Here is a 13,579-nt window from a genome sequence, read left to right on the forward strand (position 1 = left end):
CCGGACACCGGAGGACAGTTGCTCCAGTACGAGAAGGAGTTCGACCCAGCCGTCGACGCCTCCGCGGCGGACGGCGGCCGCCCGGCGGAGCACGCTCCCGGGTCCGGATACGCGGCGGACGACGAGGTGTACGTCTTCGACGACGACCGTCTGGTGCTCGCCGTCAACGTGGCGCTGAAGACGGGCCGGCCGCTGCTGCTGTTCGGTCCGCCGGGGTCCGGGAAGTCGTCGCTGGCGCCCAACGTCGCACGCATCCTGGACTGGGAGTACCACGCCCACGTCGTGACCGCCCGCACCGAACCCGAGGACCTGCTGTGGCGGTTCGACGCGATGAAGCGCCTCAACGACGCCCAGGCGCAGCTGCTGAGCGCCGAGATGGCGGACTACTACACCCCCGGGCCGCTGTGGCGGGCCTTCGAGGCGGGGAGCGCCGAGAAGCGGTGCGTCGTACTCATCGACGAGATCGACAAGGCCGACCCCGACCTGCCCAACAGCCTGCTGGGACCCCTCGGTTCGCTCTCCTTCCCCAAGCCGTGGGACGACCGCAGCCACGTCACCGTCGCCGACGAGCGCGCTCCGCTGGTCGTCATCACCACCAATGACGAGCGGGAGCTGCCGCGGCCGTTCCTCCGCCGCTGCATCGTGTTCGACCTGAGCCCGCCCACCCGACGGCATCTTCTCCGGGTGGCCGAACAGCACTTGGGCGCGCACTACGACCAGGGACTCGCCGGGAGCATCGCCGATCTCCTCCTGGAGATCCGCGGCGACCGGGGGGACGATCCGTCCGGCCCCAGTACCGCGGAGTATCTGGACGCGCTCAAGGCCAGCCACCAGCTGGGGGTCGCGCCGGGCACCACGGAGTGGGACGTGCTGGAGGCCGTCACGCTGCTGAAACGGCGTGAGGGTCCGGGACGCACCGTATGAGCGCGCGGGGCGGTCTCTTCCTCGGGGACCTGGTCAAGGCCGTCTCCCTGCTGCACCCCCGGGACCGGGCCACGGCCGTCGCCATGGCCCGGCTGGTCGGACTCGGTGCCGGGGAGCGGGAGTGGGTCGTGCCCCCCGGTCTCACCGCCGGGCCCGCGTCCGTCGCGGGCGCGGCCCTCGCCGGGCCGGAGGCCACCCTCGCCGGGCCGTCGGCCGAAGAGCCGCCGCCCTCCTCCGCCTCCGCCGTCGACCGCCCCTCCGCCGTCGACCGCCCCGCTGCCGTCGACCGTCCCGCGCCCGAGGGCGTCGTCGCGTCGGGCGGGTACGCCGCGCCGGAGCAGACCGTCCCGGACGAGACGGTGTCGCCGCCCTCCGTCGCAGAACGTCCGTTCCCCGCCGTCAGATTGACGGAGCGACCCGTCGCGTTCTCGCTCGCCCTGATCCGGCCGCCGTCGGAGGACCGGCACCGGTCGGCCGCCGGCCGGACGGACGACGGACCGGGGGAAGCGCCGGGCGATGGCGTGGGGGCGGTCCACTCGGCCGGCCTCGAACCGCCCTGGACTCCCGAGTGGGCGCGCGGAGTGATGGTCGCCGCCGTGTCCGCCCCGGTCGCGAGCAGGCGGCTCGACCAGCGGGCTCTGGTCCGGAAGGTCTCCCGGCAGCAGGTCCTGCGAACCGTGCCGTGGCAGCGTCGCCCCAGCACCCGGCGCGGCGTCCAGCTGCTGCTCGACCACAGCCCCGGCATGGCTCCCTTCCATGAGGACCGGCGGTGGCTGCACGGGCTGATGGCCAGCGTCGCCGGCCGGGACCGGGTGGAGGTGCTGCGCTTCTCCGGCTCTCCCCGGCGCGGGGTCGTGCACGCCGGCTCCGCCGCGGGGCCGCAGGCCTATCGGGCACCCGCTCCCGGTACCCCCGTGGTCCTCGTGTCCGACCTGGGGATGCTCCGGCCGCCCCTCACCGGCGACCGCACGGCCCGGGTCCCCGAGTGGCTGGACTTCCTCGACCAGGTGCTGCGCTGCGGTTGTCCGCCGGCGTGCCTCACCCCGTTCCCCGCGACGGCGTATGCTCCGCAGGTGCGCGAGAGGGTCGCCCTGATCCCGTTCGACCGGCGGATCTCGCTGCGGCACGCGCGCGAGGCGACCCGGAAGATCCATCGGCTGCTGGAAGAGCGGTCATGACGCGGACGGCCGAGACGATCGCCCACCTCTCGCGGACCCGGCCCGACCTCGTCGAACTGGCGACGTGCGTCTCGTTGACGATCAGTGTCGACCACGGTTTCCTGCGCAGGGCACGGCTGCGCTTCCTGCCCCGCACGTCGGCCGGGCTGGAGGCCGAACTGTGGTTCTCCGCCCTGGTGGAGGCGGCCGGCAGTCAGTCCCTGCTCCTGTATCCCGAGGCCGCGGAGCATCTTCGTACGGATCTCGCCCGGCGCTCGCCGCGACTGCTGCGCGACATACGGGACTTCACCGCCGCCGAGCACGCGCGGGCCCCGCTCGTCGTCCGGCTCTGCGAGGAGCTCATCTGGTCCGGGATGCACCCGGCCGACGACGCCGAGCCCGAGGTGGCCCGCCACGCGGACCTCGTCCTGCGGACCGTGTCGGGGCAGGACACGGCCGAAGGCACGGCCGACGACATGGGCCGCTGGGTCCTGCACTACGCGCACCGACTGCCGCGGCACCTCCAGGGCCGTGACGACGTCTGGCGGATCCAGGTCGCCTCGTGCGAGCGTCTCGGCCTCGATCCGCCCCAGGACCCGGTCGGACGCCCGGCGACGGTGACAGCGGAGGCCCGCGCGCGGGTCCAGCACACCCTGACCGTCGGCGTGACGGCCAGGTCGGACGGCATCGTCCTCAGCAGACCGCCCGCGGGCGGCGCGCGGATCCTGCACGCCAGGGGGACCCGGCACAAGGTACGGATCGACGCGCTGAGTTCGCTCACCCACATACCGGACCCGGTCCGCCTCGAAGTGCCGGAAGGGCACAGCGTGCATCTGCCCTACACGGTGGTGCAGCGGATCGGCCCGGACGGCGACGTGCGCATGAGCCTGAGTCATCCGGGGGCGGCCCTGGACGTGGCGGTCTGCGACTTCACCGGCACGAGTGCCGAGGCGGCGCACTGCGCGGTGCTGCTTCCCGACGGGACGATCGTGCTGCACGGCGGTGACGGGTCGGAGAGCGGGCGGCTGGCACCGGACACGACGCCCGGCGCCCGGAGCGGGCTGGCGCTGTCCGCGGACGGGAGCGTGGTGTCGTACGTCCAGGACGGCGTCCGGCACCATCGGCCGCTGCGCGTCGGCGCCACCCCGTGGACCGGCCAGGACGAGCGGAGCGCGTCGCCGGTCCCCGGCGAGGTCACGGCCGGGCCCGGAGCCAGGTCGAGGGACGGCCTGGTGAGCGTGCGGGCCACGGCCGACGGGCGGATCCTCGCCACGTCGGCGGGGCCGTACGGCGAGCCGACGACCCGCCAGATCGGGCAGGCACCCTGGCAGGTGACCTCGCTGGCCGTCAGCGGTCCCAGGCGCCTGGTGGCGGCGGTCGGAAACGATGCGACGCTCCTCGAACTCCCCTTCCCCGGCACCTCCCTGGTCTCGGGGGACCGCACGGTGAACCAGTGGGAGACCCTGCTGCGCTTCTGCGCCGACCGGGTCTTCGCCATGGGCGACGACAGCTGGGTGGTCGCCGGGGGCGGCGGACCGGTGGAGCTGAGCACCGAGGACGGCCGGGCCTACCGCGTCCTGCCGGACACCGAGCGGGCCGCCGAGACCCCCGCCGTCCCCGCCTGGAGCCGGGGCTGCGTCGTGGTCGAGGCGCCCGTGGCACTGATGGCGGCCCTGGCCGCGATGCCGGGCGTGGACTGCCTGGCGGCCGATGCCCCCCGTGCGGTCGGCGCCGGTGATCCGGACGACCTCGCTCAGCACCTGGCCGCGGCACGCCGGCAAGGAGTCCGGGTGGTGGTCGGCGTCGACGTGTCCACGCCGGGCGACGAAGTCCTCGACGTCCTCGTCCACTGGCTGGACCAGGACGTCGACGGGGTACTGCTCACCGGCGCGGAAGGCGTCGGCGCGGCCCTGCTGGAGGACGTACGCCATCTGCTCGACGGATACGACGCGCGCCTGCTGTTGTGTGCCGCCGCGCCCGCGGATCCCCCGCGCGGTGTCTTCCACGTGCTGCCCGCCTCGGCGCTGGTCTCGGCGCTGGGCTTCGCCGTCCGCAGCCGCTCGATGCCGGGCGGGGCCTTCGAGCAGGCGCTCGCCCAGCTCAGAAGCGAGATCGAGAGCACGTTCGCGCCCGCGTCCCGGCCCACCCGGCAGGTGAAACCGGCCGAGTGGGGACTCGGTCTGCCGCCCGCGCTGCCACCGGCCGCCCGGCGGCTGGCCGCGGCGATCCTGCTCTCCCTTCCCGGGTGTCCGCTCCTGCCCGGCCGGATGCTTCTGGACGATGCCGGGGCCGGCCCCGCACTGCGCACGCTGCTGGAACTGCGGAGCAACCATCTGGCGCTGACCCGTGGACTGTGCGAAGTCCTCGACGCCGGCAGCCCTCAGGTACTCGCCGTGCTGCGCCGGTACGGCGACGACGCGGTCCTGTGTCTGGTGAACGTCGCGCACATCCCGACGACGGCCGTGCTCGACCCCCGACGCCTCGGGGGTACGGCCCGGTTGCAGGACGCCCTCGACGGTTCCGTCCTCGCCCTGCCCGAGGGGGCGTCCGTGCCCCTGCCCATGGCGGCGAGCTCCGTCCGGTGGTTCCGGATGCCCGCCCGATGAGAACGCCCACGACCGCCGGCAGGAGTCCGTACATGGCACGCCCGAGAATCTTCGTCAGCCACAGCTCCGGCGCCGAGAAGTGCGCCGCCGGGGGCTGTGCCTGCGTCGCGCACCGCGAGGCGGTCGTCGCGCTCCTGTCCGAGGTGGGCTGCCACCCCGTTGTCGACCAGGACGTCCTCAGAGTGGGCGACGAGTGGCACCGCAAGCTCACCCTGGAGTTGTCCCGTTGCCAGGGCACGGTGCTTCTGCTGTCACCGCACGCGTTCGACTCCGAGTACGTCATGCACGAAGCGGTGCTCTCCGTGCTCCTGAGGGAGGTGACCGGGGAACGGTTCCTGGTCCTGCCCGTGATGCTGCCCGGCGCGGGGCGCGACGACCTCGGGGACAGCCTGCTGGCGCACCTGGAACTCGAACGCCTCGACATGGCGGACTGGGCCACGGCGGCCGGCCCCGCCGAGGTGACGGACCGACTGCGGTTGCTCGTGGAGCGGCACGGGTCGCTGCCCCACCCGGAGGTGACGGAGTACGTCGCGAGCCGCCTCGAGCAGGTGCCGGCCACGAGACTGTCGGACATCGCCCGGCTGCTGGGCGTGGCCCACATCGCCTACGCCGCCGACCACATGAACCACGTGGTCTCCGCGGGCCTGCTGAGCGAGCGTCCGGTGGCGGAGTTCGGGGCGGCCTGCGCGATGCGCAAGGCCCTTCGCGGCCTGCTGCCGCTGCTGCGGCACCGGGAGCACCGCCAGGACGTCGTCGACATGGTGGTGCCGTTCGCCCGGGTGCCCTCGGTGGCCGCCGCGCAGCTGCACGACCTGTGCGACACCGCGCCGGAGAGCCGCGTCGCCCTGCTGGCGGCGCGGACCACCAAGACCGCGGAGCTGTACGTACGGCGCGCCAGTGAATCCCCGGACCCCTGGCCCGTGCACACGCCCGTGCCGCGGCCCGGCATGGACTTCGTCGACAGTGTGGTCACCGACATCCGCGAATTCCTCCTCAACCGGTTCCTGGTGTTCGACACGCTCGACGAGGACGAGCTGCACCGCTGGCTGGCCCGGGAGGAAGAGGAGTCCGGGCCCGTCACCATCGTCCTGGGCGTCCAGCCGGACGCCGAGCTGCTACGGCGCCTGCTGACGGCGTTCCCCCGGCTGCTGTTCCTCTTCGCGCACCAGGAGGCCGGGACCGGCGGGAGCACGCCCGGGCACACCCGTCTCAAGGCCCTGACACCGAGTCAGGAGCACGACATGCTGAGCACCTACCAGCAGTTCAGCCAGTAGCGCCGGCCGCGACGCGCACCTGCACCTCGGCCAGGGAGCGGCGCAGCTCCACGAGTTCGGGGTCACCGTCGTCGAGTGCCTCCCGCAGCGTCAGCCGACGCAGCCGGCCGGCCTGCGCCAGCCCCTTCAGCGGCGGTACGGCGTGGCCGGGGCCGACCTCGACGAACATCACCCCGGTCCGGGCCGCCCCCACCCAGTCCCGCAACGGACCGCAGCCGGTCACGGTGAGGAAGCGGAGCCTGCGGCAGCCCTCCAGTTCGTCCAGGTACGACAGCGCCCGGTTGTCGGCGATCATCAGCGACCGCAGGGCCGGAAGGCGGTGCAGCGGGCTCAGGTCGGCGATGTCGCCCCGGCAGACGACGTGGTGGACGTGCGCGGTGTCCGCGAGCCGGACGAGTTCCCGGCCGGACCGCACCTCGACCGTCTCGGCAGCCGGGGCGGCGGGCGTCCCGTCGGTGGGCCACGTCCGGACGATCTTCCGCTGCACGACGGGCCGTTGGGGGACCCAGGGCGTGACAGGACGTTCGGGAAGCGTTCCGGCAACCCTGTGTTCCGACACGACGGCAGGGCGCGTCTCCTCCTCCGCGTCGACCGTCGCGCGGGATCTCTTGTCGTCGTACATGCGCATGTCGGCGGTGTTCAGCACGTCCTTGACGGACGTTCCGCACGCGGCCCAGGCGTTGCCGAAACTGGCTCCCACGCGCACGACGCGCCCGTCGATCCGCATCGGGGCGGTGACGGCCGCCCTGAGGGTCTGTGTCAGCTCCCGGCACTCCTCGGGGCCGAGTCCGTCGGCCAGCAGGACGAACTCGTCGCCCCCGAACCGGGCGACGGTGTCCCCGTCCCGCACGGCGTCTGCCAGTCGCCGGCCGACCTCGACGAGGACCAGGTCGCCGATGTCGTACCCGAATCGCTCGTTGACCGACTGCATTCCGTCGAGATCGCAGAAGATCACGGCTAGGCCCCTCGCATGGCCGTCCTCCTGGCCGTCGGGATCCACCGTGTGGACGTGCTGTTCCTCTGCCCGGCCCGCGGGGTCGGCGCAGAGCCGCTCTGAGAGCCGTGTCCGGAGTTCCGCGGAGTTCGGCAGGCCGGTGAGCGTGTCGTGCGAGGCACGGTGGACGAGCTGGATCTCGCGGCGCTTGCGTTCCTCGATGTCCTCGACGTGCGTGAGGAGGAAGCGGGGGCCGTCGACAGCGTCGGCGACGACGGAGTTGCGCAGGTGGACCCAGATGTACGTGCCGTCGCGGCGGCCGAGCCGGAGTTCCGCCCGGCCGCCCTCGGCGGAGGTGCGCAGCAGGGTGCCCATGTCCTCGGGGTGGACGAGGTCGGAGAAGGAGTAGCGGCGCATCGCGGAGGCGGGGCGGCCCAGCAGCCGGCACAGGGCGTCGTTGGTGCGCAGGATCCGGCCGTGCTGGTCGCCGCCCATCTCCGCGACGACCATGCCGGAAGGGGCGTACTCGAAGGCCTGCCGGAAGCTTTCCTCGCTGGCGCGCAGGGCCTGCTGCTCCCTTTCGAGCCTGACCAGTGCACGCTGCATGTTGCCGCGCAGACGGGCGTTGCTGATCGCGATGGCCGACTGGAAGGCGTACATCTGAAGCGCCTCGCGCCCCCACGCGCCCGGACGGCGGCCGTTGCGCGGCCGGTCCACGGACACCACGCCGATCAGCTCACCACATCCGCCGCCGGGCTGACCCGGCGTGAACATCGGCGCGAAGAGCCGGTCGCCGGGGTGCCACTCGTCCGCGGAGCTCGTCACCGGTTCGTCGGGGTGGCCCGGCAGGTCGTGGTCCCCGAACGCCCGGCCTTCGGTGTACGGCACGAAGCGCAGGTCGCCCCACTCCTCGCCCGCTTCCAGCCGTCGATCCCAGGACTCGCGGGAGACCACGAGTCCGGCCCGATCCGCCTCCCTCGCACCGCCCCCGGCGACCGCCGCGACGACGACGTCACCGTCGGGGCCCACGAGATGCACACTGCCCAGCTCGTACCCCAGGGCCTCGACAGCTCCGTCGGCGACCGTCTGCAGCGTGTCCGCGAGGCTCCGCGCGGTGTTGACGTCGGCCATGGTCCGATGCAACCGCCGCAGACTCGCCAGCCGGACGTACGGCTCGCTCTCCGTCCCCATCGGCAGGTACGACCCACCGACCGGAGCATCCTCCGCCACCATGTGCGCCCCCAACTCCGGACTCCCCCTGGGAATTCAGGATAGGAGGTCGACGCGCCCACCAGCAGGGACCGGGGCCTGTCCGGCGGGGATCCTGTGGAGGGCGCGCCGCCGAGGCGCCCTCCACAGGACCCGGCCGCCCGTCCCGAACCTCAGCCCGCCGGGACGGGCTCCGGCTCGCCACTGGCCTCGCCCTTGCCCTCCGGCGCGTCACCGGCCCTGTCGGCCTGCGCCCGGGCCGCCGAGTCGGCCGAGGTCTTGATCGCCGCCGCGGCCGGCACGTCGGAAGCCGGCCACCCGCCCGCGGGGGTCAGGGCCACCCCTCGCCACCACGGTTCGGCCGGCACGGTCGCGGCCGTGGGCTCGAAGGGCTCGCCTGGCCGGGGCAGGGCGATCGGGGCCTTCGCCGTGCGGGCGGCGGAGACGGTGCCCTCGCCGGGATCGGTCCACGCGTGCGTGGCGAGGTTGAAGGTGGCCCAGTGGATCGGCAGCAGCACGCCGTGCGGCTGTCCGCCCTGGAGGTCGAGGTGGGCACGCACGCCCTCCTCGGGGGTCATGTGGATGTCCGGCCAGAACTCGCTGTACGCACCGATCTGGATCATCGTGGCGTCGAAGGGGCCGTGCTCGGCGCCGATGTCCTGGAAGCCGTCGAAGTACCCCGTGTCGCCGCTGTGGTAGATGCGGTGCTCGTCCCCGGCGACGACCCAGGAGGCCCACAGCGTGTGCTGGGTGTTGCGCAGGCCGCGGCCGCAGAAGTGACGGGCCGGCGTGGCCGTCAGGGTGAGACCGCCCACCTTCGTCGCCTCGTGCCAGTCCAGTTCGCGCAGCCGGTCGGCGGACACCCCCCAGTGCTCCAGGTGGGCGCCGACACCGAGCGGCACGGCGAACAGCGTGTCCGTGCCGGCCAGCGCCTTGATGGTGGGCATGTCCAGGTGGTCGTAGTGGTCGTGCGAGATCACGACGACGTCGACCGGTCCGAGCGCCGCCAGCGGCAGGGGCACCGGATGCAGCCGCTTGGGGCCGGCGAAGGCGAACGGGGAGCAGCGCTCGCCCCAGACGGGGTCGAAGAGCACCCGGTGCCCGTCGATCTCGGCGAGCACGCTGGAGTGCCCCATCCAGGTCAGCCGCAGCCCGGTGGCCGGGGGCTCGGCGATGTCGGCGAGCGTGGTGGCGTGCACCGGAACCGTGCCCTTCGGGGCCCGCCGGCTCCGCCCGTCCTTGTCGAAGAAGGTCTTCGCGAGCTCCATCGACGAGCCTGAGGGCCGGGTGCTGGTGGTGCCCCCGGGATTCTGGAACACCCCGTCCTTGAAGTGGGGCGATCTGCGGATGCGCGCCAGGCGCTCACCGCTCGGGTCCGCACCGAAGGCAGCGGGCCGCAGCGCGCGAAGCCCGGTGCTCGGGGAACGGAAACCGGTCACGGTGTACCTCCAGGGTGGAGTCGGTGAGGCGTTCCATTATGGTCGCCCCCTCTGACAACCGAGTTACCGCGTGATCCCTTCCCTGCTGACCACATTCCTTGCATTGACAGGACACGGCCAACGTCTGAATACTGACTCACCGTTCAGTTGGAGGAGACCGCATGACCGCCCCCCTCATGTCGCTCACCTGGACCGACCACCTCACCGGTCGTCAGGGATACCTGGTGGTCGACCGGCTGGTGCGCGGCGTCTCCAGCGGCGGGCTGCGCATGCGTGCGGGATGCACGCTGGACGAGGTCGCCCAGCTGGCCCGCGGCATGACCATGAAGGAGGCGCTGCACTACAACCCCGACGGCCGCTACATCCCCCTCGGCGGCGCCAAGGGCGGCATCGACTGCGACCCCCGGGAACCGGGGGCGTACGAGCTCCTGGTGCGCTACCTGCGCGCCGTGCGGCCGTACGTCGAGAGCCTGTGGACCACCGGCGAGGACCTCGGCCTCAGCCAGGACCTGGTGGACCGGGCGGCCTCGGAAGCGGGGCTCGTCTCTTCGATCCAGGCGGTGTATCCGCTGCTCGACGACGAGGTCACGGCCCGGCGGCGGCTCGCGGACGCCTTCGCGGTGGAGGTCGACGGCATCGGGCTCGACGAGCTGGTCGGCGGCTGCGGGGTCGCGGAGTCGGCGCTGACGGCCCTGGACCGGGCCGGTGTGGCCTACGCGGGTACGCGGGTCGCCGTGCAGGGTCTGGGCACCATGGGCGGGGCCACCGCGCGCTTCCTCACGCGCGCGGGGCTCACCGTCGTGGCCGTCGCCGACATCAAGGGCACGATCGCCAACCCGGCGGGACTCGACGTCGAGGCGCTGCTCGCGGCGCGGGACGCCCACGGCACGGTGGACCGGTCCGCGCTGCGCCCCGACGACCGCGAACTGCCGGGTGACGCCTGGCTGTCGGCGGGCGCACAGGTGCTGGTGCCCGCGGCCGTCTCGTACGCCGTCGACACCACGAACCAGGAGCGGATCACGGCCCGGTGGATCATTGAGGCGGCCAACATGCCGGTCCTCCCCGAGGCGGAGGAGCTGCTGTCCGCGCGCGGGGTGACCGTCCTGCCGGACGTGGTCGTGAACTCCGCGACGAACGCCTGGTGGTGGTGGACGCTGTTCGGCGACATCGACGCCGGCGCGGACGCGGCCTTCGCCCACACGCGTCGCTCGATGCGCGCCCTGGTCGAGCAGATGCTGACCCGCGCGGAACGGGACGGAACGAGCCCGCGGGCGGCAGCGCACGCCATCGTCGCGGACCGCCTGCCGGTGATCGCCGAACGGTTCGCGTGGTACCGGTAGGCGCGGCCCCCGTTCCCCGGCGCGAGCGGTCCTGTCAGGGGGGGGCATGACCGGCCATGGACGTCCCGGCCGGGAAACGACCTCCGCCCCGGCGCGCCACGGCACCACGGATTAGGGTGACCGCGTGGCGAGAGTGCGGTTGAGCGTGGCGGAGCGGCGCGCGGAGCTGTTGCGGGCCGCGATCGAGCAGATCGAGGTGCGGGGCGTGGCGGCGGTAAGGATCGCCGACGTGGCCTCGGCGCTCGGCGTGAGCAACGCACTGGTGCTCTATCACTTCTCCACGAAGGAGAAGCTGGTCGCCGCGGCGTTCACGTACGCGGCCGAGGACGACCTCGGCCGCCTGCGCAAGCTGCTGGGCCGTCGCACCACGGCGCTGCGCCGGCTGCGGGCGGCGGTGCGCTGGTACGCCCCGACCGGCCCGGCCAAGGGCTGGCGGCTGTGGATCGAGGGCTGGGCGGCCGCGCTGCGCGAGCCCGCGCTCCAGGACGTCACCCGTGACCTCGACCGGCGGTGGAAGGCCGCCCTCGCCGAGGTGATCGCCGAGGGCGTGGCAGCGGGTGAGTTCCACTGCCCCGACCCGGGCGGCACGGCCCTGCGCCTCACGGCCCTGCTGGACGGGCTCGCCGTACAGCTCACGTCGTACTCGGGCGCGGTCTCGCGGTCACGGGCGCAGGAGTGGGTGGACGAGGCGCTGGCCCGGGAACTGGGGCTGGCCCGGGAGGCGTTGACGATGTAGGGCACCGACGCCCCCGCCCGCGTGGGCCACCACGCCCCGGCGCGCCGCGGCCGCATGAGCCGAGCGCCCGGCCGCGCCCCCGCACGCCGGCCGCACCGGTCACCCTCAAGCCCTCAAGCCCTCAAGCCCTCAAGCCCTCACGCACAGGCTCACGCCCTCACGCCCTCACGCCACCGAAGCGATCCGCGTCTTGATGTCGTCCGGCGACAGTCGGCCCTTGGCGATCACGTGGTCGCCGGAGGACTCCCCGCGCAGCCGGCGGCCGATCCACGGCACCAGGTACTCGCGCGCCCAGTGCACGTTGTCCCGCCGGACCTCGAGCGTGCCGCGCGGCGGCAGCGGCGGCCAGGGCTGGTCCGGGTCGGCCGGGATCTCCAGGCCGAGGACCTGCCCCGCGCGCAGCGCCACGCGCGTGTGCCCGTCCGCCGACAGGTGGAGCCGGTCACCGTCCCAGGCCCGCCGGTCCTGAATGGTCTTCAGGGACCACAGGTCGAGCACCGGACAGCCGTGGCGGTCGGCGATGGCCCGCACATGTCCGTTGTAGGTCGCGATCTTGCCGCGCAGATGCTTGAGGACGGGCACGCCACGGGTGTCGAACCCGGTCGTCACCATCACCGTGCCCGCGACGGCGGTGAGCTGGACCACCGCCCGCTCGAAACGCTCGGCGACCTCGTCGGGGTCGGTGCCGGGCCGCAGGATGTCGTTGCCGCCGGCACAGAAGGAGACCAGGTCCGGGGCCACTTCGAGGGCCTGCGGAAGCTGGTCCTCCACCACCTGGTCGAGCAGTTTCCCGCGGACCGCGAGGTTCGCGTACCTGAAGTCGCCCTCGGGCCGCCGGTCCGCGAGCAGGACCGCGAACCGGTCGGCCCAGCCGACGAACGACCCGTCGGGGCCGGGGTCGCCGACGCCCTCGGTGAAGCTGTCCCCCACCGCCACGTACGACCCGATCACTGATCTGTTGTCACTCTTCGAATCGTCTGCCACGTCGGCCCATGATTCCCCTTGGGATGTGAGCTACGCGACCGTAGGAATGGGTTGACGGGCGGTGAGATAAGCCACTCTTCAAGGATTGGTCAAAGCAGGAATAGCCCTGCTCTCACCGCTGTTGCGTGGGCAACCGCCATACCCGGAACCCGCTGATCCGGAAATGGCTCCAGGTGGTCCGGAAGGCGAAGTGCCCGCTCGTGTAGGGCTCCGGATCGCTGTAGTCGAAGACGAGCCGCCCGTTGTTCCACCACCTCACGCGCGAACCGTCGGAGACGATCCGGACCCGGTTCGGCTCGTTGGGCACGAGCAGCGGCTCGGAGTAGTCGAACACGAGCGGCCGGACGCCCGCCTCTCCGACGTAGCGGCGCAGCCTGGTCGTGGTGTTGGTGTTGGCTCCGTAGCCGGCGTAGTACGTCTTGAGGAAGTCGTACTCCGCGAGCGCCCCGCCCCGCCGGACGGCGAAGAGGTCGTCGGGGGAACGGACGTCGACGGCGTTCCAGAAGTTGTTGAGGTCGGAGACCCGGTCGTTGACCCCGCCCGCCGACACCGGCGTGGCGGTGTACTCCAGGACGTACGGCCCTTCGAGCCGCTTCGTGAACCAGACCGTCGCGCCGGCGGGCACGTCGACCTCCAGGATCCCGCGGGCGGCGGTGACGGTGCCGCCCTTCTCGAGTTCCACCGCCCACTGGCCGAGCCCGCGGCGGAAGTCGTCGTGGGCGATCAGCCGGCGTTGACGAGGCGTGGCGCTCGCGTCGGTCGCGGGGGCGAGGGCCGCCAGGGCGGCGCCCGCGGTGAGAGCTCCGAAGGCTCTTCGCGTGGTCGTCACGGGAGGCTGCTCCTTCCGGGAGGGTGATCGAGGACTTCGGCACAGACGGAGAAAGCGCTTGCACCGCTGCGGAGTTCACTGTGTCCTCTCACTCCCCTCACTGTCGACGCTCCGGGCACCCCTGCCACAAGACCGCAACGAAGTGAT

General features: G+C 72.9%; 9 protein-coding genes and 1 pseudogene. 6 read left to right on the forward strand and 4 right to left on the reverse strand.

The window, feature by feature from the left end:
* The first annotated feature begins 18 nt into the window (after window positions 1-18).
* The 4 genes from ACZ5XS_RS16495 to ACZ5XS_RS16510 are packed head-to-tail and all read left to right on the forward strand — an operon-like array spanning window position 19 to window position 5,961.
* On the forward strand, window positions 19-924 hold the full coding sequence (locus ACZ5XS_RS16495; RefSeq protein ID WP_468651800.1) for an AAA family ATPase: 906 nt from the start codon (window positions 19-21) through the stop codon (window positions 922-924).
* The gene (locus tag ACZ5XS_RS16500; RefSeq protein ID WP_468651802.1) at window positions 921-2,102 is read left to right on the forward strand and encodes a hypothetical protein; all 1,182 of its coding nucleotides are present in this window, start codon (window positions 921-923) and stop codon (window positions 2,100-2,102) included. Before ACZ5XS_RS16495 ends, ACZ5XS_RS16500 begins: the two co-directional genes overlap by 4 nt.
* The gene (locus ACZ5XS_RS16505; RefSeq protein WP_468651804.1) at window positions 2,099-4,687 is read left to right on the forward strand and encodes a hypothetical protein; all 2,589 of its coding nucleotides are present in this window, start codon (window positions 2,099-2,101) and stop codon (window positions 4,685-4,687) included. Before ACZ5XS_RS16500 ends, ACZ5XS_RS16505 begins: the two co-directional genes overlap by 4 nt.
* A gap of 32 nt (window positions 4,688-4,719) precedes the next feature.
* Window positions 4,720-5,961, forward strand: coding sequence for a toll/interleukin-1 receptor domain-containing protein (locus ACZ5XS_RS16510; RefSeq protein WP_468651806.1), 1,242 nt, complete (start codon window positions 4,720-4,722; stop codon window positions 5,959-5,961).
* A 598-nt stretch (window positions 5,962-6,559) separates the two neighbouring features.
* On the opposite strand, the pseudogene ACZ5XS_RS16515 reads toward ACZ5XS_RS16510, so the two are convergent.
* A pseudogene (locus ACZ5XS_RS16515) lies at window positions 6,560-8,086 on the reverse strand (diguanylate cyclase domain-containing protein); the annotation flags it as partial.
* A gap of 191 nt (window positions 8,087-8,277) precedes the next feature.
* A complete protein-coding gene (locus ACZ5XS_RS16520) occupies window positions 8,278-9,543 on the reverse strand; it encodes an MBL fold metallo-hydrolase (RefSeq protein WP_468651808.1) in 1,266 nt (421 codons plus the stop codon).
* A 161-nt stretch (window positions 9,544-9,704) separates the two neighbouring features.
* Between ACZ5XS_RS16520 and ACZ5XS_RS16525 the strand changes: the two genes are divergently transcribed.
* Both ACZ5XS_RS16525 and ACZ5XS_RS16530 read left to right on the forward strand, forming a co-directional pair.
* Window positions 9,705-10,883: a glutamate dehydrogenase gene (locus ACZ5XS_RS16525; RefSeq protein WP_468651810.1), complete on the forward strand. Its 1,179-nt coding sequence runs from the start codon at window positions 9,705-9,707 to the stop codon at window positions 10,881-10,883.
* A 124-nt stretch (window positions 10,884-11,007) separates the two neighbouring features.
* On the forward strand, window positions 11,008-11,619 hold the full coding sequence (locus ACZ5XS_RS16530) for a TetR/AcrR family transcriptional regulator (protein ID WP_468651812.1): 612 nt from the start codon (window positions 11,008-11,010) through the stop codon (window positions 11,617-11,619).
* 165 nt (window positions 11,620-11,784) lie between these two features.
* On the opposite strand, the gene ACZ5XS_RS16535 is transcribed toward ACZ5XS_RS16530, so the two are convergent.
* Both ACZ5XS_RS16535 and ACZ5XS_RS16540 read right to left on the reverse strand, forming a co-directional pair.
* Complete coding sequence (locus ACZ5XS_RS16535; RefSeq protein ID WP_468652064.1) at window positions 11,785-12,570, reverse strand: SGNH/GDSL hydrolase family protein; 786 nt, start codon at window positions 12,568-12,570, stop codon at window positions 11,785-11,787.
* Between the two features lie 145 nt (window positions 12,571-12,715).
* Complete coding sequence (locus ACZ5XS_RS16540; RefSeq protein ID WP_468651814.1) at window positions 12,716-13,432, reverse strand: DUF6250 domain-containing protein; 717 nt, start codon at window positions 13,430-13,432, stop codon at window positions 12,716-12,718.
* Window positions 13,433-13,579 lie beyond the last annotated feature (147 nt).

The organism is Streptomyces sp. NPDC033131, assembly GCF_055578365.1.

Excerpts from the sequence above, each read along its gene's own strand:
- ACZ5XS_RS16500 (WP_468651802.1), top strand. The coding sequence starts at position 921 with ATGAGCGCGCGGGGCGGTCTCTTCCTCGGGGACCTGGTCAAGGCCGTC.
- ACZ5XS_RS16505 (WP_468651804.1), top strand. The coding sequence starts at position 2,099 with ATGACGCGGACGGCCGAGACGATCGCCCACCTCTCGCGGACCCGGCCC.
- ACZ5XS_RS16510 (WP_468651806.1), top strand. The coding sequence starts at position 4,720 with ATGGCACGCCCGAGAATCTTCGTCAGCCACAGCTCCGGCGCCGAGAAG.
- ACZ5XS_RS16525 (WP_468651810.1), top strand. The coding sequence starts at position 9,705 with ATGACCGCCCCCCTCATGTCGCTCACCTGGACCGACCACCTCACCGGT.